The organism is Amycolatopsis ultiminotia (genome assembly GCF_039536925.1).
Taxonomy (GTDB): domain Bacteria; phylum Actinomycetota; class Actinomycetes; order Mycobacteriales; family Pseudonocardiaceae; genus Amycolatopsis; species Amycolatopsis ultiminotia.
Genome location: NZ_BAAAZN010000006.1, coordinates 65,487 through 92,182, shown reverse-complemented (window position 1 = coordinate 92,182; position 26,696 = coordinate 65,487). Strand labels below are relative to the sequence as shown.

The following is a 26,696-nucleotide window of genomic DNA, read 5'->3' as shown; positions in this document are numbered from 1 at the left end:
TCGAACACGGGTGGGGCGGCAGCTGCGCGGGCTCCGGTGTGCGATGCCCGGTCTGATCGGCTGGTTCGGGGAGCACGGCGGTGAGCGCGCACATGTCGGCGGATCGCGGGTGAGGAGCAGTCCGGTGAGCAGACCCGTGTCGTTCGCCCCAGCCCTCGGTGACGCTCCTGATAGTGATGGCGTGCCGATACGCCCGCGCGATCGTGGAGTCCACCGACACCGCCCAGACGATCTTCCCAGCCGCATCCGCTGCAGCCAACAGCCGTTGCAGCACCGTGTCCCACTGGCCGAAGCCGGACTGGTCAACTGAGTGTTGCTGCTCGCCACGACCACGGTGACGTGCGGTATCGGCTGTTGCCGGAGAGCTAGTGTCGCGTGTCTGACAATGCCTTGGTCTAAGCGGCCACGGTGTGGAGGATGACCGTTGATCGGTAGATGATGGCGAGTTTGTCGTAGCGGGTAGCCAGGCCTTGTCATTGCTTGAGCAGGGTGAGGCGGTGTTCGACGGCGTTGGGGCGGTGGTAGTCGACCGGGTCGAAGGCGGGTGGCCGACCGCCGCGGGAACCGTGGTGTCTGCGGTGCCCTGCCTGATCGGCAGGTTCGGGTAGCACAGCGGTGATGCCGTGGTTGCGCGGATGTCCGCGGGTCGCGTTCGAGGAGTAGGCCTTGTCGTCGCGGACACGCTCCGGCCGGGCTCGGCCACGTCCACAGCGAGCGACGTGCGGATGCCGCATCACGTGCGGGAACATCGGTGCGTCCCCGGCCTGACTGGGACCGACCAGAGTCACCAGTGGTCGGCCGTTCCCGTCGGCGAGGTGGTGCACGTTGGTGCTCCGCCCGCCGCGGGAGCGGCCGATCGCGTGGTCAGGCGGCTCGTTTCGTAGCTCTGTGTAGTTCGACCCAGCCCCCTTGTGGGGCGGGTGATGTTCGTGGCGTGCTGATGCGCCCGTGCGGTCGTCGAGTCCGCCGACACCGACCAGTCGAGCAGCCCTGCCGCGTCCGTGGCCGTGAGCAGGCGTTGCAGCACGGTGTCCCCGGTTCCGTCGCCGGCCATCCGCCGGTGCCAGGTCCAGATCGTCTGCCACGGACCGAATACCGCCGGCACGTCCCGTCAGGCGATCCCGCATCGATACCGGTAGATGATCCCTTCCACCATCGATCGGGCATCGGAGAACGGCCGGCCTTGTTTACCGGTGCGGACCGGCGGCAGGTCTTCGATCAAGGTCCACCGATCGTCTGACAGCAACTGAAACCGCGACACACCCGGCAGCATCTCAACCGCCAGCAGAAACCTTTGCCAGCCACGCCCCTAGGTGGTCCGCATGATGCGGACGCCGCCGTCGGCGAACCAGTCGTCGTCGGTGGCCGGACCTGTCTCCGGCGGGGGGATCGGTGGCACGAGGTCGTATCCGGGCGCCGATCGGTCTTTCAGGTACTCGTTGTGCGCATCGCGCGCAGTGCGCGACATCCGGTGCGCCCCCTGCGTTCGCGTCGGTGCCGGCTCCGATGCGGGCTGGGGAGTGAACTCCGCCCGCCAGCGCAATCGATCGATGACGTACCCACGTACTCCCAACGGCGCCAGCAGCTCGGCGGTGCGCAGGGCGGCGTCCTGCTGGGCCTGGTTGTAGGTGCGCAGCACCGCATTGGCGATCTCGGCGGGACTCATCCGGGTCACCTCGGCACCGAGCCGTAGCCGGGTGAGGACGCCGTCGGTGTTCACCGAAACCGCGACCGCACCGTCTGCTGACTGCTGGTCCAGCGACAACGCGGACAGTGCGGCCACCGCGCGTTCCTGTTCGGTATTCGGCTCCCCGCGGGCCTTCCGGGCCGCGCCGGGCCGTTCGGCTGTCATGCTCCCCCCCGGTTGCTCAGAACTTCCGGTCGCCCTGCGCGTCGTCCGACTGTCCGCCGTCTGCGGCGGGCCGCGGAATGTCCTTGCCGGAATGGCGTACCCGGTTCTCGGTTTCCTTCGGCATGTCCGGTGTGCCGAAGTTGTTCGGGTCGAACGTCTTGCCCGGACTGACATCGGGCGGGTCCTTCAGCTTGGGCAGCTCGAGCTCGTCGATTTTGTGAACGAGTTCGTCGGCGGCGTCGTCGACATTTTTCTTGATGTCTTCGATACCACCCCGGTAGTCATCCCAGATCTCCGCAGGGTGCTTTCCCTCGATCTTCTGGTGCTCGGTGGCCGAGACTGCCAGCGAGCCCGCGACGTTCTTCGCGATGGTGACCCCGGCGGCCACTGCGCCCAGCGCGGGGTCAACGGTGAGCAGGCCGGTGACGGCACCGGCGAAGGCGGCCGAAAGCACATCGGAGACGCTGATCTGTGCGGCCTCCTTGGCGCGCTTGTATTCTTTGGCGGCGTCGTTGAACGACGAGGACAGGTTGATCAGGTCGTTGCGCGCCTTGCCGACCAGTTCCCGGCCGGCCACCACGTCGCTTTCCAGTACGCTGATCTGCGACTTCACCTCCTGGTACTTGTTCTTGAGATAGGTGAGGTGGAATTTCGCGTCGTCCGCGGCCGGCCCTCGCCAGGGATCGAGCATGGTTCGGGCGTGTTCCAGATCGGACGCGCAGTCGGAGTGCTCGTCGAGTTTTCCCCAGGTGTGGTGCAGCCCGTCGATGATGCTTTGCAGTCCGTTCGGCGTGTTCGGATCGATGTCCGCTTCGGAGAAATCCAGAAAGTATTGCCGGATATCCTGTTTGACGTTGCTGCCCCATTGGATGGCGTCATCGTAGAAGTACAGGCCTTTCATGGTGTCCACTGCGGACAAGGCGTCGGTTGCGGCGTCTCGCAGGGTCTCGGTGATCCCGTCCAGCAGTTTGTCGTTCGGGTCATCATCGTCGTCGCCGGACAGTGCGAAGTAGTCGTCCATGAAATCCCCCGATATTACTGGATTCGCCGCAGCCGCGACTGGGTATCGGATTCGTGCTGTTCGTACAGGCGCGCGACTCTGGCGAGTGCGGTACCGGTCGCCTCGGTGTTGTCGTGCAGTCGTTCGTCGTACCGAATGCGTTGTCCGCAGGCAGGGGCTGGACGTACCCGAGCTGCCGGTGCACCGTCCTCGTTACGTCAGCGGCTTTCGGCAGGTATTTGCTCGATAGCCGACCGGTGGAGGCGCTCCGGACGAGGGGAGGTGCAGGCCGCGGACCGGAACCGGGCACCGTGCCTGGTGCGAAGCCGGCTTGCGCGATCGGACGCAGCGGTTCGGCGGTACCCGGCACCGTCCTGCGCCGGATCGGCTCAGGGATGCAGGGCGTCGGTCAGTTCGGCGAGGGTGCTCAGCTGCAGGTCGAACCGATCCCCGGCGGCGGGCGGGTCGCCGGCGGGGCGATCGAGGTAGGCAGTGCGCAGGCCGGCCGCCTGCGCGCCGCGCAGGTCCCAGGCGTGCGCGGCAACCATCAGCATCCGCTCCGGCGGCCTGCCCGCACAGTCGATCGCCAGCCGGTACACGGCAGGGTCGGGCTTGTAGCTGCCGACGGCCTGCGTGGACAGCGCGGTGTGCCAGCGCAGACCGGCGGATGCGTTCATCCGCAACAGTTCCGTCGCATCGGCGTTGGACAGGCCGATCAGCTCGTGGCCGTCGCCGAGCCGGGCCAGTGCGTCGGGGGAGCCGGGCCAGGCGGGCCGCTGCCGGGCTGCGCGGACCAGTACGTCGACGGCTGCCGGGTCGGACAGGCCCGCGGCGTCGACGACCGTCTGCGCGGCCTCGCGATCCAGCACCGAGCCGGGCACGTAGGCCCGCTCGCGGTCGACGATCCGGCGGTGCTCGGCGGAAAGTCGCCGGCCCCAGAGCGCGACCAGGTCGTCGGCCCGTCCGGGGGCGAGCTCGGCCAGCGCGGTGCGCAGTCCGGCGGTGTCGTCCACCAGGGTGCCCAGGATGTCGAAGACGATCGTGTCGACGTCGTGCAGGGGCGGCATGGCTCTCCCGAATTCGTCACCGGTTCAGGGGGTGATTCTGCGTCCTCCGACGTCACCGGTCAAGATGGTGATGTGACCTTCGTGTTCGTCAGCGGCAACGTCGCGCTCGACCTCGCCGGGACGTTGCAGTGGCGCCGGACGACCCCGCGCGACCAGCTCACCTGCGCTGCCGACCTGCGCCGGTGGATCGACGAGGCCGGGCTGCTGACCGGCGGACCGGACGACGTCGGCCCGGCCGGGTTCGCCAGAGCCGTCGAACTGCGGGAAGCGCTGCACCGGCTGGCCCTCGACCGGATCGCGGGACGCAGCTTCGACCGGCGCGCCCTGGCCGTCGTGAACGAGGCCGCCGCCGTCCCCGGCAGGCGGATCACGCTCACCGACACCGGAACCCGGATTCACGGCGACACCGCGGCGGTGCTGGCCGACGTTGCCGCTGCGGCGATCGCCTTGTTCGCGGACCGCCGTGCCGTGCTCAAGGAGTGCGGGCGCGAGAGCTGCACGCGGCTCTACGTCGACCGGTCCCGGGGCGCCCGCCGCACCTGGTGCGGTATGGACGAGTGCGGGAACCGGGTCAAGGCCGCCGCCTACCGCGCGCGTCGCCGCGGTGACCTGGCAAAGCCTTCCTGAGCAGCCGTACCGTGCGTGGGAAAGCCTTCCTGACCCGGCCTGCACCGTGCGCGGGAAAGCGGGCGCAAAATCGGTCGCGCCGCACCGCTATGCTTCACCTGGACCGTGACTCGGCACCGGGAGGTGAGACCCATGAACGCTGTTTCGATGTGGGTGCTCTCCTCGTCGTCACGGTCGGGCGGCTGACGTAGGGGTCGCCGGGAGCGCCTCGATCAGGCACTCCCGAAAGGTGACCACCATGAACACTCTGCGTTTCACTGCGGGCGAACCCGCGGTGGAGATCATCCGCGTCGGCCCGGGACTGTGGCACGCGCTGGACGACGACCGGGTGGCCGGGCGCGGCGAGGCCACCACCCGGCCCGACGGACGGGTTTTCCTCAGCGTCGACGCCTGGCACCGCTCCGTCTTCGACCGGCTCGCGCACGCGATGCTGGCTGCGCTGACCGGAGCGCTCCACACCGTGGTCGAGGAAGCCGACCACGAACTGCTGGCAGGCTGGCGACAGGCCGGTCTGACGATCCGGCGGCGCGAGTGGGAGTACCTCGTGCCCACCGATCCACGCGGCACCGCGCCGGTTCTCCCACCGGCGGGCGTCACGATCGTGCCTGCCGAAGACGGCCCGCTGCGGGAGCTGGACCGCGTCGTCCGCACCGAGGTCGAAGCCGCCGTCGGCTGGGCGGAGATGCCGGCCGAGGTACTGCCCCGGCCGGACGGCGACACCATCGGGGACCCGGCGGAGTACGCGGTGGCGATCGCGGACGGCGAGTACGCGGGTCTGGTCAGGATGGTCCAGGTATCGCGCCTGCCCCGGATCGGGCTGGTCGCCGTCCGCGCCGCCCGGCAGCGTCGCGGGATCGCCCGCGCGCTGCTGGCCCACCGGCTCGGCGTACTGCACCGGACGGGGATCGAGACGGCGTCGGCCGAGGTGAACGAGGCCAACGAAGCGGCGACGGCGTTGTTCGAGGGGTTCGGTGCCCGACGGGGCACCAGCACCGTGGAGCTGATGCGCGATGGCCGGTAAGGGGCGAACCGTAGTCCGGCACCCGGTTCGAGTTGCCGAACGTCGTCACGCGCTCGCCTGCCGCAACTTCGCGGACGAGGACTGGTCTACGTCTTGCCGGATCAGCCGGGCAGCGCCGAGCAGCGGTCTTCCGGCGCCGTACGGAACGCCGACATGGCTTCCTCGACAGACAGTCGTGCGCCTTGTTCGAAGGCCTGGGCAAAGGCGGGCTCACCGAGAGCAGATCGTGCGGACTCGGTGATGCGGTCCACGTCGCCGCGCTCGGCGGGGGGAAGGGGCGCGTGCACCCCGCGCCGTGCCGAATCGGCGGCGCCCAGCAGCAGTGCCGCTTGTCCGTGCTGGGTCGCCGCTCCGGCCAGGCCTTCGAGAGAGAGCGCCAGAGCGCGTGGTTCGTCGAGCGATCGGGCGATGTCCAGGCCGCGCAGGTGGTATGTCGCTGCCTGTTCCGCATCCCCACGGAGTTCGGCGACGAAACCGAGTTCCGCGAAGAGCAGGTGGTCGCCTGCCAGGGAGGACAGACCCGCGTAGCCGGCACGGATGTGGCGCAGGTGGCTTTCGGCGGTGTCGAGGTCACCTGCGCGGCGTGCGCCCAGCGCAAGGCCCATTTCCGCGTGGATCCGGCCGTAGGCGTAGCCGTGTTCGGTGGCGATGCGGTGCGCCTGGCGATGCAGGTCACGGGCTCGTTCCCAGTCGCGTTCGAGCAGCGCGAGCCTGCCGAGCCCGGAAAGGCGGGCGGCCACTTCCGCCTGCAGGCCGAGCTCGCGGGCGATGGCGAGTCCGTCGTGCTGGCGCACCGCCGCTTCCCGGTACTCGCCCTTGATTTCGGCGAGCGCGGCGAGCGGCGGGATCGTCTGCATCTCGCCCCAGCGGTCGCCGAGGCCGCGAAAGATCTCCGCGCTGCGCAGGCCGTCCCGGCCGAGTCCGGCGAGATCCCCGCGGGCCAGTGCGAGCATCGCCCGCAGCCCGAGCGCCGCCGCGACGCCCCACTGATCGTCCTCGGCGGTGAACAGGTCGAGGGCGAGGGCGTTCGTCTCTTCGCTGGCGACGGCGTGGCCGACGCTGAACAAACTGTAGGCGCGCAGCCACAGTGCCCGGCCGCGCCGCACCGGATCACCGATGGCGTCCGCGTCCGCCGGTGTCGCGGCCCGATCTCCGGTCAACAGGGCGAACGCGTGATGCAGGACAGCGAGTTCCGGAGCCGCTTCCGGAGAAACGGTACCGAGAACGGTGGACAGGACACGAGCGCCCTCGGTGAGGCGGCCCCGAAGCAGCCACCACCAGGAGAGTGCGGTGGCCAGCCGGACGGCCTCGTCGGCCGTCCCCGCTCGGGTGGGGCGAAGCGCCTCGTCGAGTGCGACGCGCAGGTTCCCGGCCTCGGCATCCAGGCGGGCGAGCCAAATCCGTTGCCCGGCGCCGCGCAGACCGGGTTCGGCGTCTTCGGCGACCGCGAGGTAATGCTGCAGCTGGCGCTCGCGCACGGCGTCGGCATCCGTCATCTCGTGCAACCGTTCCGCGGCGTAGGCCGCGACCGATTCCAGCAGCCGGTAGCGAATTCCGGCCGGTCCGTCCGCGACGACGACGAGGGAACGGTCCACGAGCCGGGTCACCAGGTCGGGCACCTGCTCCGGGGCGACACCGTCCCCCGCGCACACCGCTTCGGCGGCGGCCAGGTCGCAGCCGTCACGGTGGACGGCGAGCCGGCACAGCACGGTGCGCTCCGGTGCGCTCAGCAGCCCCCAGCTCCAGTCGATCACCGCCCGCAGGGTCTGCTGCCTGCCGGGCGCACCGCGCCTGCCCTTGGTCAGCAGGGAAAACCGGGCATCGAGACGGGCCGCGAGCTCGCGGACCCCGATGCCGCGCACCCGGGTGGCCGCGAGCTCCAGCGCGAGCGGGATGCCGTCGAGCCGGTCGCAGATCTCCGTGACGGCCGCGAGTTCGGCGGGGTCCGGATGCCGCGGGAAGCCGGGCGCCGACGCGGCGGCACGGTCGATGAACAACTTCACCGCTTCGGCGGTCGCCAACGGTTCCACCGCGAATACGCCCTCGCCCGGCAGCCCGAGAGGTTCCTGGCTGGTGGCCAGGATGCCCAGGCCGTGCCCGGTGCGCAGGAGAAGCTCGGTGAGCTCCGCCGCGGCATCGACGACGTGCTCGCAGTTGTCCAGCACGAGCAGCGCACGCCGGTCGCGCAGGGCGGCCGCCAGGCGCTGCGCCGGTGCGGCGCCGGCGCACGGCGGTATCGCGGCGGAATCGTCCCGGATGCCGAACGCGGCGGCGGCGACTTCGGCGAGGTCGTCCGCCGTGCCGTCCCGCACCCCGGCGAGCTCGACGAGCCGGACGCCGTCCGGGAACTGCGCCGGCGTGGTTTCGGCAGCGGCCGCCACGGCCAGCCGCGATTTGCCGACACCGCCGGGACCGGTGAGGGTGACCAGCTTCGTCGTGCCCAGCAATCCGGTCAGCTGGGTGAGTGCGTGCTCCCGGCCGATCAGCGCCGTGAGTGCGTGGGGCAGATTGCCGTGCGGTACTTGTCCGGCGGCGAGCCGTGGGTCCTGGCGGAGCATCGATTCGTGCAGGGTGCGCAGGTCCCGGCTCGGATCGGCGCCCAGCTCCTCGGCGAGCCGAGCGCGGAGATCCGCGTACGAGGTGAGCGCGTCGCCCTGCCTGCCGCTCAGGTACAGAGCGCGCATCTGCACTGCCCGCAAGCTCTCCCGCAGCGGATGCTCTCCCACGACGGCGGCCAGCTCCTCGGCGGCGAGCGGGTGGTCTCCGGCCTCGAGCCGGGCCTTCGCCCGTTCCTCTACGGCAGCGAGCCGTTGCTCGGTGAGCCGGTGTGCGGCAGGCTGCGTGAACTCCTCGTCCGCGAAATCCGCGTATGCCGCTCCCCGCCACAAGTCCAGTGCTTCGGTGAGCAGCGCCGCCCGTGCCCGCGGATCCGGTGTCTCGCGGGCCCGGGTGACGAGGCTGCGGAACTGCCCGGTGTCGAGGTCTTCGGGGTGCTCGATCCGCAGCCGGTATCCCGCGGGCCGGCGCTCCAGCCGGTCCCTGCCGACGATCCGGCGCAGCTGGGACACCTTCGCCTGCAGTGCACCCGCCGGTTTGCCCGGCAGCGCGTCGCCCCAGAGGTCGTGGATGAGCCGGTCCGCAGTGACCGGCCCGCCGTCGTTCGCCAGCAACGCCGCGAGCAGTGCCCGCACCTTGAGTTCGGGCACGGTGACCGGTGCTCCCTGCTTGTCCCACACCGCCAGCGGGCCGAGCACCCCGAACCGCATGCATCGCTCCTGTGTGCCGTCGTCGAGTCGTCCTCAGCCGATCGTAAGCAATTCCGAAGCCCGGTCCGCACAGTTGTCCCACCAGGGGAGAAGAAGCGGCCACCACTCGTGGTCCCGCCACCCACGGACCCAGGAGAACCAGAACATGAGCACCACACCGGAACCCGCCGTGGCAACAGCGGTGCAGGAGAGCACGGGCGAACAACGGTTTCCGCTGTCCGCGCTGCTGGCACTCGCCACCGCCGTGTTCATCACCAGCCTGACCGAAACGCTGCCGGCCGGCCTGCTCCCGGCGATAAGCGGCTCGCTCGGGGTAAGCGAGTCCGCCACCGGGCAGACCGTCACCAGTTACGCGCTCGGCACCGTACTGACTGCGATTCCGCTGTCCGCAGCCACCGCGGGCCGGCGGCGGAAGCCGTTGTTGCTGACCGCCATGGCCGGTTTCGCGGTGGCCAACACCGTCACGGCGGTGTCGTCGGCGTACGCGCTGACGATGGTCGCGCGTTTCGTCGCAGGTGTCGCCGCCGGTCTGGCTTGGGCGCTGCTGGCCGGGTACGCGCGACGGATGGTCGCAACCCACTTGCAGGGCAAGGCAATCGCGATCGCCATGGCAGGCATTCCCGTCGCACTGTGCCTCGGCGTGCCTGCCGGCACGTTCCTCGGCCAGGCCACCGGCTGGCGCACAGCGTTCTTTGCGATGACGGCGCTGACCGCGGTGCTGCTGGGGTGGCTCGCCGCCGCCGTACCGGATTATCCGGGACAGGCGAGTGGTGAGCGGCCGAAGCTGCTGCCCACCCTGCGTATCCCGGGCGTGTTCCCGGTACTGTTCGTCACCCTGGTTTTCGTGCTGGCGCACACCATCCTCTACGCCTACATCGCCACTTTCCTCACCGGGCTGGGCATGGGCAGGGACACCGATCTGGTGCTGCTCACCTTCGGTATCGCCTCGATCGCGAGCATCGGGGTCGTCGGTGCGCAGATCCACCGGCGGCTGCGCGTGCTCACCGTCGTCAGCGCACTGCTGGTTGCCGTGGCCGCGGTACTGCTGGCCACCGTCGCCCACGACGCGCCGCTGGTCTACGTCGCCGCTGCGCTTTGGGGCCTCGGCTGGGGTGGGGTGCCCACGCTGCTGCAGACCGCGGCCGGCGACGCGGGTGGCGAGTCCGCCGACGCGGCGCAGGCGATGCTCGTGACGCTGTGGAACGTGGCCATGGCGGCCGGCGGTGTCGTCGGCGGGGTTCTGCTCGATCTGACCGGCAGCGGTTCGTTCCCGTGGAGCGTGCTGGTCCTCATGCTGCCGGTCCTGGCGGTCATCGGGTTCGCCCAGCGGCACGGCTTTCCGGCCCGGCGCGCGAGCAATTAGCACCCGGCCACCGAAAGGACCGTCCCCACCGTCGGACCGGAGACCATGGCTGACCATTCCCTCCACCACATCGAGCACGGCTCCCGGACCCCGGTCCTGCTCTTGCCCGGCCACACCGTCGACCACCGGCTGCTGCGGCTGGAGCCGGTTTTCGCCGTACGGCGCGGATGGCGCCGGCGGCATGCTCGCCCGGCACCTGGCGGCCGAGCGCGGTCCGCAGGTGCTGAGCGCGGCATTGCTGGCGCCGCAGGTCAAACCGAGCGGTCGGCGCACCGTGCCGGAGCGGGAAGTGCTCGTCCGTGACGACGAGCTGCTGGCGTCCCTCGATCCGGCCGGCCGAAACGTCTTCACCGCGATCGCGGTGCACCAGGACGAACCCGGCTGGACGGCCTTTCGCGACCACGTGCTGCCCGGCATCCGGGCCCACCACCGGGAGGACGCCGCGGAACTGCGCAAGGCCGATCCGGTGAGCAGGACACCGGAATCGGTCTTCGGCGCGCACCTCGACCGCCCGGCCGCGGTGCGCAGCCTGCTGGGCGGCTGGCTGGACACCCTGGCCAATCGCGGCTGACCCCCACGGCAGCACCGACGGACAGCGGTCTGGTCGGTCCGCAGTCCGATCCCGCGCGGCCTTCTTCGTCGGAATACTGGCAAGAACGCCGTCGCAACGGCCGCGGCGGACCAGGTCGTCACGAGCCGTTCGCGGCGAAAAGGATCAACGGGCACCAAGGTTACCTGTTGTTACCACGCGGATACCAGTGGCGGTCGGTGGCCGGTATCGTCTCGCCTTGCTTACCGGGGCGGCGGAGAGGTGGCGGGATGGCGGACTCGTCCGCGGGATCGGAGCGCTTCATTCGCGGCGAGGCGGCGATGCGCCGGCTGACCGGCGGGGATCCCGCGCTGTCGCGTGCCATGGCGCAAGCGGACGAGGTCACGCCCGACCTCGCGCGCTTGGTCGTGGAGTTCGTCTTCGGCGAGCTCTACTCCCGCCCCGGCCTCGACCCGCAGCGCCGCCATCTGGTGACCCTGTCCTGTCTGATCAGCCTCGGGGAAACCGAGGAACTGCGCGTGCACTTGGGCCTGGCGCTCAACACCGGGCTCTCGCCGGACGAAATCGTCGAGGCGATCCTGCACACGGCCGCGTATGTCGGGTTCCCGAGAGCCGTGGCCGCCACCCGCGTCGCACGGGAGGTCTTCATCGACAAGGGGATCATCGGCTCCGGCGACCAGTGAAGCGCTACGACAGCCGCAGAGAGAAGACCATGTCGCCAATGGCAGTAACACCGACCGAGACGGCAGCCGACGCGATCGTCCGGGCGCTCGGAGAAGTGCGCGCCGAGCACGTTTTCACGATTCCGGGCGGGGCGGTGACACCGCTGCTGTTCGCGGCGGAATCGGCAGGCCTGCGCGTGGTCCTCGCCAAACACGAGACCGGCGCGGCGTTCATGGCGATGGGCTACGCCCAGGCAGGCCACCGGCTCGGGGTGTGTGCGGTGACCTCGGGACCGGGCGCCACCAATGCCGTGACGGGGGTCGCGGCCGCATGGCACGACTGCGCACCGGTCCTGGTGCTCACCGGCCAGGTCGCGGTCGGCCAGTTCGGCCGCGGCGCGTTCCAGGACAGCAGTCCCGGCGGACCGCTGGACGTCGTGGGCCTGTACCGGCACCTCACGAAGCGCTCCGAGCTGGTCATGACTCCCGATGAGGCTGGTCCGACGACGCGGGATCTGGTGCGGGAAGCGCTTGCCGGACGGCCCGGCCCGGTGCACCTGAGCGTGCCGAACAACGTCGCGATCGCGTCCTGTCCGGTGGTGTCGCGTGTGGACGGTGCGGCTGTGCCGCCGACGGTGGACCAGGCCGCGATGAGCACCGTCGCACGCATCCTCGCCACGGCCCGGCGCCCGGCGATTCTCGCCGGCCACGGCGTATACGTCGCGGACGCCTGTGCTGCCTTGCGTGCGGTGGCGGAGCAGTTCCGGGTTCCGGTGGCCACCACCCCCAAAGGCAAGGGTGTTTTCCCCGAAGACCACCCGCTTTCGCTGGGTGTCTTCGGCTTCGGCGGCGACGCCCCCGCCGAGTCGTATCTGCTCGGTGCGAACGTCGACGTGCTCGTCGTGGTGGGCAGCAGCCTGGGTGAGTTCCAGACGGGCGGCTACGCCCCGGCGCTCGGAGCCGGCCGCACCGTGGTGCAGATCGACATCGACGCGACCGTCCTCGGCCGCGCCTACCGGACCGACATCGCGGTGACCGCGGATGCCCGCGCGGCGCTCGAGAGCCTGGCGTCGATCGGTGGCGACGTGGCGCCGCCTCGGGATTACGAGCCATTGCCCGTTGCGGTGCGCGGCGATGCCGACCGCATGGAGGGCCTGCTGTCACCCCGCGCCGCGGTCGAGACAGTGTGCGAAGCACTGTCGCCGGACACTCTGCTGTTCGTCGACATCGGCAACTGCATGGGCCTGGCGAGCGAATGCCACCGGGTACGGGAGACCGGCACGTACTTCGTCGGACTGGGGCTGGGGTCGATGGGATACGCGGGGCCTGCTTCGATCGGCGCGAAGCTCGCCCGCCCGGACCGCCCGGTCGTGGCATTGCTGGGAGACGGCGCGTTTGCGATGACCGGCGCGGAGATCCACACCGCGGTGGACAACGACATCCCGGTGATCTGGGTGGTGCTCAACAACGGCGGCCACGGCATGGTCCACGCGGGCGAGGTCATCGTCTTCGGCGAATCCAAGCCGTGGAACCTGTTCGGCCAGAGCATCGACGTCGGCAGCGTGGCCGCCGGTCTCGGGGCGGTGGCCCGGACCGTGAAGTCCGTCGACGACCTGCGCGCGGCGGTCGAAGAGGCCACGGCAGCACAGCTGCCCACGGTCATCGACGTGCGGGTGGACCCGGACGAGACCGCCGCCGTGGTCCGGAAGCGAGCCGAGGTGCTCCGCGACAAGATCGCCGGCCCGGCCTGAACGGCGGACGTGTCCCGCCCTGTACGGGCAAGTTGCTCTGTATAACTACGGTAGTTCACTCGGGCGAGCAAGGATCCTCCACGGTACGGGAATATCCCAGGACAAATATCCGCTGTACCAGGGTATTCCGTATACCTACGATCAGGAGGACGGTCATGGAGTTGCGTGATGTCGAGAAGCACGGCGACCTGGCGAAGGTGGTGAACCTGAACGAACAGGTCATCGCCGATTTCCGGGCCAACGAGGGTCGCGTCGGCGGTCCCTTCGCGGGGGCGCGGGTCGTCCTCGTGCACCACCTCGGGGCGAAAACGGGGCGCGAGCGGGTCACGCCCATGACCTACTTCCCGCAGGCGGACGGGAGCATGGTGGTCGTCGCGTCCAACCAGGGTGCTGCCGCGAATCCGGCCTGGTACCACAATCTGATGGCCCATCCCCGGGTCACCGTCGAGGTGGGGGCGGAGACCTTCGAGGTCGTGGCGCAGGAGATCGCGGGCGCGGCAAGGGAAGCGGTGTGGCAGCGCGTCATCGCCGAGATCCCGGCCGTCGACGGCTACCGGGAGCAGGCGGGCCGGGTGATCCCGCTGGTACGGCTGGAACGGACCCGGTGACCTGCCGCTTCGTGACCACGGGTTGCGGGGCGGTGCCCGGTTACGATGGTCGTGGTCGTCCGTGGGAGGGAGCACTTCGGTGAGGGCGCACACCACCGGCCGGTCCCCGGGCTGTGCGGCCGGCCCGGCGCCCCTGGCGTCGGTCCCCGGCGATCTGATCCGCCGCAGCCAGCGGGTGCACGGCAGGCTGTGGGGAGAACTGGTCTCCGGGGAGCTGACCGGGCCGCAATACGCGGTACTGGCCGTGCTCGGGAAGGTTCCGGACGCCGAACAGCAGGTGGTGGCGGAGCTGACGTCGTTGGACAAGTCCTCCACGGCGGACGTGGTGGCCCGGTTGATGCGCAAGGCGTGGATCGCGCGGGCACGGGACCCCGCGGACAGCCGCCGTTACCTGCTCTCGCTCACCTCGGCTGCCGCGCTCGCGCTGCCGACGATCACCCCGCAGGTCAGTGCGGTCCAGGACGCACTGCTCGCCCCGGTGCCCGCGGCACGGCGGGAGGCGTTCGCGGCCGAACTCGCCGCCGTCGCACGGCTGGCCGAATGCCGGCCCTTCACCCACCGGGAGGACCGGATCCCGGTGCTCGCGTTGACTGCTCCGGGTCACCTGATCCGGTGCGCGCAGCAGGTGCACACCGCGTTCTGGGCCGAGGAGCTGGCAGACCGGCTCACCGGCCCGCAGTACGCGGTGCTGCACGTGGTCGCCGCGCATCCGGGGATCAACCAGCGGCGGCTCGGGGAGCTGGCCGCGTTGGACAAGTCCACCACCGCGGACGTCGTGCGCAGGCTGGCCGGCAAGGGCAGGCTCGACCGGGAGCGCGACCCCGGGGACGGGCGCGGGCGGATCCTGCGGCTCACCGGCAATGCCGTGCAGTGGCTGGCGGAGATCCATCCCCGGGTGGCGGCGGTGCAGCAACGGCTGCTCGACGTCCTGCCGCCGGACGACCGCGCGGCGTTCGTCGGCGACCTGGCCCGGGTGGCGTTCGGGGGCGAACCGACCGCCGGGCCGGACCGGGTTTCCGCGGCTTTTCCCGCACGCGCGTAGGTTCGCCCCGACGGGCGGCGTTCAGCGGGTGGTGGTCGCGTCGGTGCCGAGTGCGCCGAGGAAGGCGAGGTTCTCCGCGGCGGTGCTGCCGGGTGGTGCGGTGTAGAGCACGAGGTACTGGTCGTGTTCGGCGAGGTGGAGGGTGTCGCAGTCGAGGGTGATGTCGCCGACGATCGCGTGCTGGAAGGTCTTGGTGAGCATGGGTGCCGGTTGTACGTCGTGGCGTTCCCAGAGCCGGGCGAATTCGCCGCTGGTGGTGCACAGGTCGTCGACGAGTCCGGTGATGGCGGGGTCGTCGGGGTAACGGGCGAGCGCGGAGCGCAGTTCGATGACGGCTTGTTGCCGGAACTCGGCGGCGTCGGAGACCCCGTACAGGGGCTTGCCGGTGGCAGCGGGCTGGAACGCACGGCGGGCGAGATTGCGGTCATCCGGGGTGCGGTCGGCGAAGTTCTCCATGAGTGCTGCGGCGAGGTCGTTCCAGGCGAGCACCTCGAACGCCGCGGACATCACCAACCCGGCGGTGTCCGGGATCCGGTCCAACAGCGCGAGGATGCTCGGGCGGACGTCTCGCGAGTGCACGCCGCGGCGGTTCGGTGCGGTGCCGGCGAGGAGGTGCAGATGGTCGGATTCGGCGTTGGTGAGCCGGAGCGCCCCGGCGATCCCGGCCAGCACGTCCGCGGACGGGCGGGGTGCGCGGCCCTGTTCGAGGCGCACGTAGTACTCGGTGGAGATGTGCGCGAGGACGGCGACCTCTTCACGGCGCAGTCCTGGGGTGCGTCGCCGGGAGCCGGAGGGCAGGCCGACGTCCTCGGGGTGCAGCCGTTCGCGCCGGCTGCGGAGGAAGGTACCCAGATCCTGCTTGTCCATGGTCGCCAGTATGCGCGTGCCACCGCGAGGGATCCTGGTACTGACTGTGCCTGAATCCGGGCGGCGGCCGGCCGGAGGCTGGTGTCATGACGAACCAGAACACCAGCACCCCGGTCGGGCTACTGGCCGGCAAGGTCATCTTCATCACCGGCGCAAGCCGCGGGATCGGCGCGGCCGCTGCCCGGCTCTTCACCGACGAAGGAGCCGCCGTCGTACTTGCTGCCCGTACCACGGACGCCCTCGACCGCATAGTTGCCGACATCCGTGCCGATGGCGGTACCGCCGACGCGGTCACCGTGGACCTCGCCGACTCGGCCGGTATCCGGGCGGCGGTGGCGAAAGCAGGCGAACTGCACGGGCGGCTCGACGGCGCCTTCAACAACGGCGCCACCGGGCAACAGCCCGGCCCGCTCGACGCCACCAGTGCCACCGACCTCGAGGACCAGTTCGCGGTGAACTTCCGCGCGCAGTGGACTGCGATGAACGCCGAGGCGGCGCTGATGCTTGCCGGTGGTGGCGGGGCGATCGTGAACACCTCCAGCATCGGCAGCCGGCGAGCCAATCCGTTCCTTCCCGCCTACGGTGCCATGAAGCGGGCGTTGAACAGCATCACCGAGTCGGCCGCGGTCAGCTGGGCGCCGGACGGGATCCGGGTGAACGGCATCACCCCGGGCGGGACCGCCACGGAGATGATGCTGGAGTGGGACAAGCTCACCCCGGGCGTGATCGAGGCGAACAACGCCGCCACCCCGATGGGCCGGATGGCCGAGCCCCGCGAAGTCGCGGAGGCCGCCGCATGGCTGCTCAGCGACCGAGCCTCGATGGTCACCGGTGCAATCGTCCCGGTCGACGGCGGTGCCGGTGCCTGACCGGCCACCGCGGACCTGCCTACGCCGGGTTTTTCGCAGTCCGGCCGGACTTCTTCGAAAAAGGCAGTGGCGGCGGTAGCCGTCTCCCGCCGGTACTGCCGGGACGGGGCGGTCGGAGCGCCATGCCGGTACTCCGACCGCCCCGGCGGCGGATCGTCACCGCTGATCAGCAGGTGCTGGCCGCTCACCCAGGACGACAGATCGTTCGCGAAGTACTCCGCGGCGTCGGCCACGTCCTCGGGCTTGTCCATCCGGCCGCCGAGCGGGCGGGCCTGGTTGCTCACCTTGAGCGGATCGTCGTCGGCGATATCGGTGAACACGCCTGCGCCCTCGATCACCGTCGGCAGAATGGTGTTGACCGTGATGCCGTGCGCACCGACCTCGAGTGCGAGCACCTGCACCGCATACCGGCACGCCATCTTGCTCGAACCGTACAGGCCGACGCCCGGGTACGGCCCGCAGGTCGAGCTCGAGCCGACGTGGATGATCCGGCCGTTGTCGGCGACGTGCTCGGCGGCTTCCAGCAAGGTGAAGAACGTGCCCTTGGTGTTGATGCCGAACAGCCGGTCGAACTGTTCCTCGGTCGCCGCCGGTATCGGCGCGTCGATGATCTCGACACCGGCGTTCGCCACCGCGACGTCGATCTTGCCGAAACGGTCGAGCGCGCCCAGGAAGAGCCGGCGCCGAACGTTCGCTGCCCCGAGCCGCATTCGATCACTGAGGGAAGAAGAACGCGATGACGTCCGAGCTTGCTGCGCGTGATCCGGGGCTGGGCATCGACCTGGACCGGGTCCCGGCCCTCGACGATCTCCAGATCGGCCACCTGCGTCATGTGGAGAATCTTGTGAACCAGTTACCGGGGGACTGGTCGAAGATGGGCGGCGTCGATCCCGGGCAGGAGCTGTTCGACGCCTATCGCTACCAGCTCGCATATATGGCCTACACCCTGGGTCTTGCGCATTATCACTGGTTGCCCGCTGCGCCCTCGGCGGTCAAGCCGACCTTCGAGAAAACGGTCGAGAAGATGCTGCGCCGCGACGTCTGGGGTTATTGGAAGGAAACCAGCGGTGGCGCCCGCGTGCTGGACCCGGAGATCGAGGAGCTGCGCAAACCGTGGACCGATCCGGTGGTCAAGGAAAACATCATGTACAGCGGCCACCTGTACATGGATCCGGTTTTCCAGGGGCTGGCGCCGGAAAGCCATGTCTATCAGCGGTCGAGCCTCGGCGAGGTCATTTACTGGCAGATGGTGGAGAACGGGTGGCTGGGCGTGGCCTGTGAACCCAACTGCATCTTCATCGTCTGCAACCAGTTCCCGATGGTGGGGTTCCGGTTCGAGGACCTCCGCACCGGTACGGCCCGCGCCGAGGAGGCGACCGGTGCCTACGCGGCGGCCTGGCAGCGGCGGGGGATGTATGCCGACAACGGCTCCTTCCAGCCGTTCCTGATGGTGAAGCAGAACCGGCTGGCCCCGCCGGTCGGCATCGCGAGCGACGCTTGGGTGGCGTCGGTGATGAACACCTGGAACCGGGAAGCCTTCCCCCGGCAGCTGCGGGGTACGTTGAAAACCGGCCCGGACGGCACTGTCTCGCACTACTCGCCGTCGGTCGTCCCGAAGGTCCGGGCCGCCCTGGACGCAGGCGAGCCCGCGGACCTGCCCCAGGACACCACCGATCTGTCGACGGATCCGACGTTCGGTTTCGTCGCGGCCGCCTTGTCCGAGCTCGGTGACGAACGGCTGCCGGGGGCTGCTCGCCCACGCCGACCGTTTCATGAACCCCACCTGGGAAAAGGGCGGACTGTACTACCCTCGCAACGACCGGGCGTGGGACGGCGAGGGCAACCGGACCGGCGTGGACACCATGACCGGCAACATCATGCTGGGCTACTCCCGGCTCAACATCCCGGACGGCCTCTGGGCTCTCTACAACCGGCCGTGGACCGCCGAGCATTTCGCCGAACCGCACGTGGTCTCGCAGGAGGGCGTGTTCGACCTGCGCCGCGCCTACTACCACCGCGACAGCCACACGTTGCTGCTCACCGCGCGCCCCCGCGACGGCAAACCGTCCGACGTTTCGCTGACTGTCGCCAATGCACCGTCTCGGCCCTGGACGCTCAGCGTCGACGGAGTTGCGGTCGCCGGCAGCGACGGTCCGGAGCACTCCTCGGCGGCGCGTGTCGTCGCGGACGGGGACACGCTCCACCTCGGTACTGCACTCGACGCCGAGACGACACTTGCCCTGCGCTGGTCATGAACACGGAGATCTCTCGCATGCCAATCCCACACGCCCGCGTCGGCGGCCATTTCGAACTTACCGACCATCTCGGCGAGCGCGTCACTCCCGAGCGCTACCGGGGCCCCCTCTGTCCCGCGGTGCTGAGCCGAAACAGCCGGGCACTGGACCTGCTGGGACGGGACGCCGACGAAATCCGGCCGCTCTACATCACGGTCGACCCGGACCGCGATACGCCCGAGGTGCTCGCCGAATACCTCCGCGATCGGCACCCCCGCTACACCGGACTGACCGGCACCGCGGAGGAACTCGCCGCGGGCCTCACCGAGGAAATCGAACGTCGTCGCCGGAACGGCTGACTGCCGTGGCCTGACCGGTCGGGCCACGGCCACGCAGCACCGGGCGACAGGCCGCCCAGAGCGCCCGCGCCTCTGCGTAGTTCGCGGGCGCCTTCATCGGCTTGCCGACCGGTATCCGGCCTGGTCCACATTGAACGCGAGATCGATCGCCACCGGCGCCACGATGACCAGCGTGGCCAGTGGCTGCGGCAGGCGAGCGGACAACTCGAGCACGTACCGGCCGATGGCCTTGGAACTGTGCAACGGATGCCAGTGCGAGTAATTGCCCAGTTTGACGAACCGGCCGACGTCGTTTCCGGTGTGGTCGGTGATGTCGAACTGCTTCAGCCGGGTGCCCGTCGAGCGGAGCTTCCCGGCCTTCGTCCCTTGGCCGGTGAGCTCGAAGCTCACCCGGCCCAGCACGTTGGCCTGGGTGATGCGGCCGATTTCACTGCCGTTGCCACCGGTCACGGTGATCTTGCTCTTCCAGAGCTTGCGGTGCGTCACGCTGGCCAGGACCCGGCCGTCGTGATCGCGAAACTCCATGGTCTCGGCGTTGTTCTTGTTGACCGCCTCGCTCCATGACACCTCGTCGATGTGGTAGGAATCGATTTTCTCGGTGCATTCCGCAAGCTGGACGCCGGTGGTGGAAAACAGTTCGTATCGATATCCGGACCGGCTGTCCATCGAGGTCTGGTCGATGATGACGACCGGCTCGCCGAAGACGGTCCCGTCGCCGTGCCGCGGTTGGATCGAGCTCTCGGAAAGGATGGCCGCGATCTCCTCGCGATTGACCGCAGGCTGCCGGAACCCGGGACGGCCGGATTCGGCGCCGGTGCCCGGCTGCGCCCCGGCCTGCCGAGCCGGCGACGAAGCGTTCGCGGCCGGGTTTGGCTCTTGCGTCCCGTCGTCCTCGCCGACCTGGCCATTGGCGGCGACGTGACCGGTCCACTGCGCGCCGTCCCAATACCGGTGCTGGTAGCGACCGGCGGGATCGGGATACCAGCCGGCGGAGCTTTCCTGCATTGACCCCACGCTCTCTCGTCCTGTGCTCGGCTTCAGCCGGATGCTGAGGCGCCGGGCCAGTGTATAAGCGCGGGATCGGGTTCGGTCCGTGCTCGTGCGAGAACCGGGCCGGGTGACCCCATCGAGGTGCCGCCGCCGGCCGGTCAGCCGCCGGATTCCCATTGCCGGGGCCGGACGGGCACGCTCGCGATCGAGCCGGCCCGGCGCCGCTCGAGCTTGCCGCGCGCGGCCGGGGTCATCAGTGCGGGCGACCATACGGTGGCGGCGTCGATCTCCACGTGGACCTCGGTAACGCCGTCCACGGCGGCGACCTGCTTTTCGATCCCGGCGACAATGGAGCCGATCAGGATGCACGACGGCGCGGTGGGGCTGACGCTGATGTGCACGCAACCGTGGTCATCGAGCTGCCAGTCCCGGACCAGTCCGAGCTCGGTGACCGTCAGCGGTGCCTTCGCTGCGATGCTGCACGGGTCGTCGACGCGTTCGAAGGCGGCCTCGACGGCGCGCTCCAGGCGGGCCCGCTCGGCCGCGGCGGACGCGCTCATCGCCGCAGCCCCACCGGATCGTTCTCGAATTCCCGTTTCCAAGCGGCGTACGGTTCGGGCCTGCCCTTCTCCCCGGCCCGCTCGAACCGGTCTCCGGCGATCGCGGTCCTGGCGGCTTCGACGTCCAGCCCGACGACGCGTGCGTAGTTCAGCCCGAGAATCTTGGCCTTGTCCTCGCGGGTCAGCGGCGCGAGGCCAAGTCCGGCAAGCGTTTCCTCGGAGAACTGGAAGTCCACGAACCGTTCGAGGAACGCCTGCGTGTGCACGAACATGGTGCCGTCGGAGAAAATGGTCTTGTCCGGTCCGCCCCAGAGCATGAATTCGGCGAGGACCTCCTCGAACAGCTTCGGCGAATGCAGCAACAGCAGACTGGTGACCTCGAGATTGGCGTAGACGTTCGGGAAACGGGCGAGCGCCAGCGCGGTTTCCCTGGTGAACGCCATGCCCGCGTGGACGATCTCGAAGTTCATCTCCGGGTAGCGGCCTGCCGCGCCGTCGATATCGTCGATCCGGACGACACCGGCAGCCTGCTCGGCCCCGGCGAACGCGGCGAGATCGTTGTCCGCGGGCGTCTGGTGATCGGTGAGTACCTCGACCAGCCCGACGCCACCGCACAGGTGCAAGAGCACCGTTGGCATCACACCGGCGACATCGGCTACTTCGACGAGGACGGTTTCCTCTATGTTGTCGACCGCACGAAGGACCTGATCATCACCGGCGGTTTCAACGTTTTCTCCGCCGAGGTCGAGGCCACCATCGCCGCATTGCCCGGAGTGCGGGAATGCGCCGTCGTCGGGGTTCCCGACCGGAAGTGGGGTGAAATGGTCACTGCCGTGGTCGTGGCCGACCGTGGATACGAACTGAGCGAGGACACTGTGATCGCGTCGGTCAAGGCAGCCATCGGCAGTGTCCAGGCGCCCAAACGCGTTCACTTCGTCGATACGCTTCCCAAGACCACTGCGGGCAAGATCGACAAGAAAGTGATCCGAGCCGGTCGTTCGACCTGACGGAAAGGGGAACGAAATGGCAATCGGGGCAGCGGTGCGATTCGCGAGCGATCGCCGGGCGATCGGTCACCGGATCTCAGCCGGGGGAGCGGCCGCTCGTCGTGCGGGTGGTGTCCGCCGGACCGGGTAGCTCGCTTGCCTGTGCGACGAGCTCGTCCAGGGTTTCGGCTGCGTGGTCGCGGTAGCTTCGTTCGTCGGGGTCGGCGATCCAGCGGTGGTAGGTGATGTCGAGGGCGAGGAGACCGAGGGCGGACAGGAACCGGGCAGCGGTCTCGCCCCGGCCCTGCTTCCGCACCGCGTTTTCGATGGCGCTGGAGAGTTCCGCGCCCTTGAGCAGCTCACGTTCACGCAACTCGGCATGTGCGGCGACGACTGTCGCGCGCATGGTCGCGGCGGCGCGGATCTCCTCCGGGAAGAAGGTGCCGATCGCGTCGAGCACGGCCGCGAGCACGTCGGCAGGTGGTGTCTCCGGCGTGCTCGCGTGGACGGCTTCCGCCAGCCGGGCGGTCATGCCGTCCTGGCCGAGGAACAGGACTTCGCGTTTGTCGTTGCAGTGCCGGAAAAAAGTGCTCTTCGTCAGCCCGGCACGCTCGGAGATGTCGTTGACCGTTGTCGCGTCGTAGCCACGCTCGGCGAACAGCGTCAGCGCCGCCGACGCCAGCCGCTGTCCCGCATTGGGTTCCCATCGCGCCACGGCGACAGCATAGGTCACGGGGCAAAGTCCCGTCACGTGCTACGGTGATGGGACAAGCTCCCGTCGCTCGTGGTGCACACCGGCGGGTCGACTTCCGAAGGGACATCACATGAGCAGGGCAGTCAGGGTGGAAACGCTGGGCGGTCCCGAGGTTCTGCGCCTCGAGGACGTGGCCGACGAGCCGCACGCCGGCCCCGGGCAGGTACGGGTCAGGGTGAGGGCGGCGGGCCTCAACCCGATGGACTGGGTCATCATCTCGAACGAGGAGATCGCCGCTCGGTTCGGAATTTCGCTGCCGACCGGCTTCGGGTTCGACTTCGCCGGTGTCGTCGACGAGGTCGGGGAGGGGGCCGAGGGATTCGCGGTGGGTGACCGCGTTTTCGGCGGTGCGCTGTCCCGCGCGGTCGCCGACCACGTGGTGGTCACGCTCTCCGCCGACCAGTTGCTGCACACCCCGGACGCCGTGGACGACGTCACCGCTTCGACCCTGCCTGTCGCCGCGGCGACGGCTGCAGCGGCGCTCGCTGCAGCGCGGGTCGGCGACGGGGACACGGTGCTGATCGGCGGAGCGGCGGGCGGTGTCGGCGTCTTCGCGGTCCAGCTCGCCCGCCTTGCCGGTGCGCGCGTGCTGGCCACCTCCTCGGAGGGGTCGTTCGAGTTCCTGCGCGGTCTCGGAGCCGAACCGATCCGGTACGGCGAGGGTCTGGTGGACCGGGTCCGCGCCGCGGCCCCGGACGGCATCGACGCGGCGACCGACCTGTACGGCACCGAAACCGCGTATGCCGCGCTGGCCCTCGATGTCCCGGCGGAGCGGATTTCGACCATTGCCGCGCAGGATCCGGACCTGCACGTGCAGGCGACCGGCGGGACCGACGCCGAGCCCGGCACGCTGGACCACATCGCGTCGCTGGTGGCCGAGGGCCGGCTTGTCGTGCCGATCGCGGCGCAATACCCGGTCGAGCAGATTCGCGAGGCCGTCGAACTCCAGGCGGGCCGCCACGTCCGGGGCAAGGTCGTCGTGACCCTGTAACCTCGTTTCGCCGCCGTGAATCCTTTGTGGACCGAACGGCTCTTTGGTGAAACCCAGTGCTCCCCGAAGTCATCGTGCCGTCCGGCCTGCGTGACGGCACGCGGGGCGTGGCCGAGGTGTGGTTGCCCGAGGACGGTGCGCCACACCCGGCTGTGCTCCGGGAAGCACAGCTGCGTCCAGAGCGTCTCCACGTTTCCCGCGTGTCGAATTGGGCTAACGGGCCCGGGTTGCCTCGAACAGTTCGGGGCGTGCCGCGACTGTGGCCGCGCAAGGCCGGGTCCTTCGGGTGCGGAGTTCCGGGCGGCGAGCCGAATCCGGCGCTCAGGTGTCGAGCAGCTCGGGGGCGATGATTTCCTCGACCGTCCGGCGGCGGGCCGACAGGCCCTGTTCGTGGTGGTAGCGCAGGAAGGTGTCCAGCTCTGTCCGGTTCGCCGAGACGCCGTAGGGCCACCAGTCCTCGCCGAAGAGCCGGTCGTTTTCTTCGACCAGTGCGTTGACCCACGGCAGCATGACCGGTGCTTCGTAGAGGCGGCGGAATTTCCGGTAGCGTTCGGCGCCGGCTTCCTTGGCGTCGTGGAACGCGGTGTAAATTGCCCGCGCCAGCCCGGGGTTGGCCGCCAGCAGTTCCCGGCGCGCCACGACGGTGTGCATGATCGGGAAGTTCCCGGTCCGGCGGTAGTAGTCGCGTTCGAGTGGTTCGTAATCCGGGAACAGCCGGGTGATGTTCGGCGAGCCGTCCAGGAACGGCTGGGGGACGTTGGCGGTGAACAGCGCGTCGATCTCGCCGTTGTCGAGCATGTCCGACAACGGCGCGCCCTCCGGCGCGGTGGTGATGTCCAGGCCGGCGGGGTGCGGGTGGCTGGTGAACTCGAACGGCGGCGCGGGGTGGTCCAGCCCGCCGATCACCCACCGGTTGCGTTCGGGCCGGAAACCGTATTCGTCGGCAAGGATGCCCTTGATCCAGACACCGGGATCCTGGCCGTAGACGCCGAACTCGCCGATCGTGCGGTCCACGAGATCGGCAGGCCCGGTGATCCCGCTGCCGGCGTTGACGTACACGGCCGAATGCCGGAACAGCCGGACCGGAAAGACCGGGATGGCCACGAACGGCGCACCCTGGTCGAGCGCGCGCAGGAAGAACGTCAGCCCGAATTCGGACACGTCCACGTCCTCGCCGCGTACCAGGCGTGCGAAGACCTCGGGCAGGGTTGCCGCGGTGGACATCGTCGTGCTGCCGACGCCGTCCACCGTCACCGCCCCGGTGAACAGGGCCTCGGTGTTGTCGTACCGGAAACTCCCGATCCGCAGGTCCAACTCGTGCACGTGCCGCTCCCCTCGATGCCGGTGCCGGTGCCGCTGCCGCTGCCGGTGTGGACGCGGTGCCGATGCGCAGCCGGTGACCCTTCCGATCATCGCGCCGGGCACCGGCCCGAGGCCAACACCGATGCGGTTGGCTCGATACCGGCTCGGTATCGGGTGGCGGATCTGCCGGGTTGTCCGCAGCTGCCCGCGGTGGTCCGGCCGCACCATTGCGGACCGGGCGCGGTCGCTATACCGTGGGCAGAACTAGAACAGGTTATAGTATTTGGTGGCGACCCGGCGAGGAGCGGACATGGCGAAAAGGGCGGCGCGTGGGGTTGAGGCCGACTACGTGGTCGTCGGGTCGGGCAGTTCGGGAGCGGCGGTCGCCGGGCGTCTTGCGGAGGCCGGTGCCAGCGTAATCGTGCTCGAAGCCGGGAAGAGCGACGAGCAGCTGCTGGTGAAGAAGCCGGGCCTGGTCGCTCCGATGCATGCGGTGCCGCAGGTCAAGCAGATCGTCGACTGGGGCTACTACTCCGTCGAACAGAAACATGTTCTCGGTCGGCGGATGCCGGTGCCGCGGGGCAAGGTCGTCGGCGGGTCCAGTTCCGTCAACGGTATGGTCTACGTCCGCGGCAACCGCGCCAACTACGATTCCTGGGCCGCGCAGGGCAATACCGGCTGGGACGCGGAAAGCGTCAACGCCGCGTACAAGCGGATGGAAGACTTCGAGGACGGCGAAAGCGCATTCCGCGGCGCGGGCGGGCCGATCCGGATCACCCGCAACAAGATGCCGCAGGAAGGCACCCTGCAGTTCCTCGACGCCACCTCCGACGCGCTCGGCTGCGAGATCCTCGGCGACTACAACGCCGAATCCCAGGAGGGCGTCAGCCGGATGCAGCAGAACGCCGCCGAAGGCCTGCGGTACAGCGCTTCCCGCGGTTATCTGCACCATCTCGCGCCCCGGACGCTCGAGCTGCAATCCCGGGTGCTGGCCGAGAAAGTGGTCTTCGAGAACGGCCGCGCGGCCGGCGTCCGGGTCGTCGACGCCGACGGCAGCCGGCGCACCGTCCGGGCGGGCAAGGAGGTCATCCTCTCCGCCGGGTTCATCGGGTCCGCGCAGCTGCTCATGCTCTCCGGGATCGGGCACGCCGAGCACCTGAAGGAGCACGGCATCGACGTGCTCGCGGACCTGCCGGTCGGCGACAACCTGCACGACCACATGTTCCACGCGCTGACCTTCCGCGTGTCCTCGTGCCGGAACAAGGGCACCGCCCCGTATTTCGCGCGTGGTATGGCAAGGGAACTGCTGCGGCCCGGTTCGACCTTCCTCGCGAACTCGGTCTTCGAAGCGGTCGCGTTCCTCCGGACCTCGCAGGCCGAGGCGGTACCCGACCTGCAGCTGCACCTGCTGCCGTGGGCCTACGTCTCGCCGAACCAGGACGCGCCGATCCGGCACGCGGTCGACAAGCGCCCCGCGCTCACCGTGCTGAGCACGATGATCTACCCGAAGAGCCGGGGCACGTTGCGGCTGCGTTCGGCCGATCCCGCGGCGGCACCGTTGATCGACTTCCAGTACCTCGCCGATCCGGCCGATCTCGAGGTGCTCGCCGAGGGTTCGGAGATGGCGCGCGAGATCTTCGCGTCGAAGGCGTTCAAGGGGTCGATCAAGGAGGAGCTGCATCCGGGCACCACGCTGCGCGGACAGGAGCTGCGGGACGCGATCCTCAACCGCGCGACCTCGGTCTACCACGGTGTCGGCACCTGCCGGATGGGCGTCGACGAGCTGGCGGTCGTCGGCCCCGACCTCAAGGTCCGCGGGATCGAGGGGCTGCGCGTCTGCGACGCCTCGATCATGCCGTCGATCACCGGCGGCAACACCAACGCACCCGCCATCATGATCGGGGAGCGGGGCGCGCAGCTGGTCCTGTCCGGCAGCTGAGCCGACGTCACCGGTGCTCGGGACACACATCACTTG

Annotated in this window: 24 protein-coding genes and 1 pseudogene; 13 read left to right on the top strand and 12 right to left on the bottom strand. The window is 69.5% G+C overall.

What is annotated here, in order from left to right; translation table 11 throughout:
* Positions 1 to 473: 473 nt before the first annotated feature.
* From ABD793_RS15605 to ABD793_RS15590, 4 genes are all read right to left on the bottom strand, one after another.
* Entirely contained in the window at positions 474 to 749 is a 276-nt protein-coding gene (locus tag ABD793_RS15605) for a hypothetical protein (protein ID WP_344860377.1), read from the bottom strand.
* Positions 750 to 1,309: 560 nt separating this feature from the next.
* Positions 1,310 to 1,852: a YbaB/EbfC family nucleoid-associated protein gene (locus tag ABD793_RS15600; protein WP_344860375.1), complete on the bottom strand. Its 543-nt coding sequence runs from the start codon at positions 1,850 to 1,852 to the stop codon at positions 1,310 to 1,312.
* A gap of 16 nt (positions 1,853 to 1,868) precedes the next feature.
* Positions 1,869 to 2,873: a hypothetical protein gene (locus tag ABD793_RS15595; protein WP_344860373.1), complete on the bottom strand. Its 1,005-nt coding sequence runs from the start codon at positions 2,871 to 2,873 to the stop codon at positions 1,869 to 1,871.
* Positions 2,874 to 3,241: 368 nt separating this feature from the next.
* Entirely contained in the window at positions 3,242 to 3,919 is a 678-nt protein-coding gene (locus ABD793_RS15590; RefSeq protein WP_344860371.1) for a haloacid dehalogenase type II, read from the bottom strand.
* 72 nt (positions 3,920 to 3,991) lie between these two features.
* Between ABD793_RS15590 and ABD793_RS15585 the strand changes: the two genes are divergently transcribed.
* Both ABD793_RS15585 and ABD793_RS15580 read left to right on the top strand, forming a co-directional pair.
* Positions 3,992 to 4,546, top strand: a complete 555-nt coding sequence (locus tag ABD793_RS15585) for a CGNR zinc finger domain-containing protein (protein ID WP_344860368.1) — start codon at positions 3,992 to 3,994, stop codon at positions 4,544 to 4,546.
* 238 nt (positions 4,547 to 4,784) lie between these two features.
* Positions 4,785 to 5,567, top strand: coding sequence for a GNAT family N-acetyltransferase (locus tag ABD793_RS15580; protein WP_344860366.1), 783 nt, complete (start codon positions 4,785 to 4,787; stop codon positions 5,565 to 5,567).
* Positions 5,568 to 5,668: 101 nt separating this feature from the next.
* On the opposite strand, the gene ABD793_RS15575 is transcribed toward ABD793_RS15580, so the two are convergent.
* On the bottom strand, positions 5,669 to 8,833 hold the full coding sequence (locus ABD793_RS15575; RefSeq protein ID WP_344860364.1) for an ATP-binding protein: 3,165 nt from the start codon (positions 8,831 to 8,833) through the stop codon (positions 5,669 to 5,671).
* Positions 8,834 to 8,978: 145 nt separating this feature from the next.
* On the opposite strand from ABD793_RS15575, the gene ABD793_RS15570 reads away from it, so the two are divergent.
* From ABD793_RS15570 to ABD793_RS15545, 6 genes are all read left to right on the top strand, one after another.
* Positions 8,979 to 10,196, top strand: coding sequence for an MFS transporter (locus tag ABD793_RS15570; protein ID WP_344860362.1), 1,218 nt, complete (start codon positions 8,979 to 8,981; stop codon positions 10,194 to 10,196).
* 181 nt (positions 10,197 to 10,377) lie between these two features.
* A complete protein-coding gene (locus tag ABD793_RS15565; protein ID WP_344860360.1) occupies positions 10,378 to 10,767 on the top strand; it encodes a hypothetical protein in 390 nt (129 codons plus the stop codon).
* A gap of 248 nt (positions 10,768 to 11,015) precedes the next feature.
* Complete coding sequence (locus tag ABD793_RS15560) at positions 11,016 to 11,429, top strand: carboxymuconolactone decarboxylase family protein (protein ID WP_344860358.1); 414 nt, start codon at positions 11,016 to 11,018, stop codon at positions 11,427 to 11,429.
* Positions 11,430 to 11,467: 38 nt separating this feature from the next.
* A complete protein-coding gene (locus tag ABD793_RS15555) occupies positions 11,468 to 13,159 on the top strand; it encodes a thiamine pyrophosphate-binding protein (RefSeq protein ID WP_344860356.1) in 1,692 nt (563 codons plus the stop codon).
* 155 nt (positions 13,160 to 13,314) lie between these two features.
* Positions 13,315 to 13,767 (top strand): nitroreductase/quinone reductase family protein, encoded by a 453-nt coding sequence (locus tag ABD793_RS15550; RefSeq protein WP_344860354.1) that lies wholly within the window; start codon positions 13,315 to 13,317, stop codon positions 13,765 to 13,767.
* 79 nt (positions 13,768 to 13,846) lie between these two features.
* A complete protein-coding gene (locus ABD793_RS15545) occupies positions 13,847 to 14,809 on the top strand; it encodes a MarR family winged helix-turn-helix transcriptional regulator (protein ID WP_344860352.1) in 963 nt (320 codons plus the stop codon).
* A gap of 21 nt (positions 14,810 to 14,830) precedes the next feature.
* On the opposite strand, the gene ABD793_RS15540 is transcribed toward ABD793_RS15545, so the two are convergent.
* The gene (locus tag ABD793_RS15540; protein ID WP_344860349.1) at positions 14,831 to 15,676 is read right to left on the bottom strand and encodes a helix-turn-helix transcriptional regulator; all 846 of its coding nucleotides are present in this window, start codon (positions 15,674 to 15,676) and stop codon (positions 14,831 to 14,833) included.
* 86 nt (positions 15,677 to 15,762) lie between these two features.
* Here ABD793_RS15540 and ABD793_RS15535 point away from each other — a divergent pair, with 86 nt between their 5' ends.
* A complete protein-coding gene (locus ABD793_RS15535; RefSeq protein WP_344860347.1) occupies positions 15,763 to 16,545 on the top strand; it encodes an SDR family NAD(P)-dependent oxidoreductase in 783 nt (260 codons plus the stop codon).
* 221 nt (positions 16,546 to 16,766) lie between these two features.
* On the opposite strand, the pseudogene ABD793_RS42695 reads toward ABD793_RS15535, so the two are convergent.
* Positions 16,767 to 17,255, bottom strand: a pseudogene (locus ABD793_RS42695) (SDR family oxidoreductase); the annotation flags it as partial.
* A 26-nt stretch (positions 17,256 to 17,281) separates the two neighbouring features.
* On the opposite strand from ABD793_RS42695, the gene ABD793_RS15525 reads away from it, so the two are divergent.
* Complete coding sequence (locus ABD793_RS15525; protein ID WP_344860342.1) at positions 17,282 to 19,138, top strand: linalool dehydratase/isomerase domain-containing protein; 1,857 nt, start codon at positions 17,282 to 17,284, stop codon at positions 19,136 to 19,138.
* Positions 19,139 to 19,231: 93 nt separating this feature from the next.
* On the opposite strand, the gene ABD793_RS15520 is transcribed toward ABD793_RS15525, so the two are convergent.
* The 3 genes from ABD793_RS15520 to ABD793_RS15510 all read right to left on the bottom strand — a co-directional run bounded on the left by ABD793_RS15520 (position 19,232) and on the right by ABD793_RS15510 (position 21,326).
* The gene (locus tag ABD793_RS15520) at positions 19,232 to 20,143 is read right to left on the bottom strand and encodes a DUF2510 domain-containing protein (protein ID WP_344860339.1); all 912 of its coding nucleotides are present in this window, start codon (positions 20,141 to 20,143) and stop codon (positions 19,232 to 19,234) included.
* Between the two features lie 143 nt (positions 20,144 to 20,286).
* Positions 20,287 to 20,688, bottom strand: a complete 402-nt coding sequence (locus ABD793_RS15515) for a metal-sulfur cluster assembly factor (protein WP_344860336.1) — start codon at positions 20,686 to 20,688, stop codon at positions 20,287 to 20,289.
* Positions 20,685 to 21,326, bottom strand: a complete 642-nt coding sequence (locus ABD793_RS15510; RefSeq protein ID WP_344860333.1) for an amidohydrolase family protein — start codon at positions 21,324 to 21,326, stop codon at positions 20,685 to 20,687. Before ABD793_RS15510 ends, ABD793_RS15515 begins: the two co-directional genes overlap by 4 nt.
* On the opposite strand from ABD793_RS15510, the gene ABD793_RS15505 reads away from it, so the two are divergent.
* A complete protein-coding gene (locus tag ABD793_RS15505) occupies positions 21,264 to 21,695 on the top strand; it encodes an AMP-binding enzyme (protein ID WP_344860331.1) in 432 nt (143 codons plus the stop codon). The two genes, ABD793_RS15510 and ABD793_RS15505, sit on opposite strands and share 63 nt — an antisense overlap.
* Before the next feature lie 76 nt (positions 21,696 to 21,771).
* Here ABD793_RS15505 and ABD793_RS15500 read toward each other — a convergent pair whose 3' ends face one another.
* Positions 21,772 to 22,389 (bottom strand): TetR/AcrR family transcriptional regulator, encoded by a 618-nt coding sequence (locus ABD793_RS15500; protein ID WP_344860328.1) that lies wholly within the window; start codon positions 22,387 to 22,389, stop codon positions 21,772 to 21,774.
* Between the two features lie 109 nt (positions 22,390 to 22,498).
* Here ABD793_RS15500 and ABD793_RS15495 point away from each other — a divergent pair, with 109 nt between their 5' ends.
* Positions 22,499 to 23,419: an NADP-dependent oxidoreductase gene (locus ABD793_RS15495; RefSeq protein WP_344860326.1), complete on the top strand. Its 921-nt coding sequence runs from the start codon at positions 22,499 to 22,501 to the stop codon at positions 23,417 to 23,419.
* 321 nt (positions 23,420 to 23,740) lie between these two features.
* On the opposite strand, the gene ABD793_RS15490 is transcribed toward ABD793_RS15495, so the two are convergent.
* The gene (locus ABD793_RS15490; RefSeq protein WP_344860324.1) at positions 23,741 to 24,742 is read right to left on the bottom strand and encodes a substrate-binding domain-containing protein; all 1,002 of its coding nucleotides are present in this window, start codon (positions 24,740 to 24,742) and stop codon (positions 23,741 to 23,743) included.
* Between the two features lie 289 nt (positions 24,743 to 25,031).
* On the opposite strand from ABD793_RS15490, the gene ABD793_RS15485 reads away from it, so the two are divergent.
* Positions 25,032 to 26,660 (top strand): GMC family oxidoreductase, encoded by a 1,629-nt coding sequence (locus tag ABD793_RS15485; protein ID WP_344860321.1) that lies wholly within the window; start codon positions 25,032 to 25,034, stop codon positions 26,658 to 26,660.
* Positions 26,661 to 26,696: the final 36 nt, after the last annotated feature.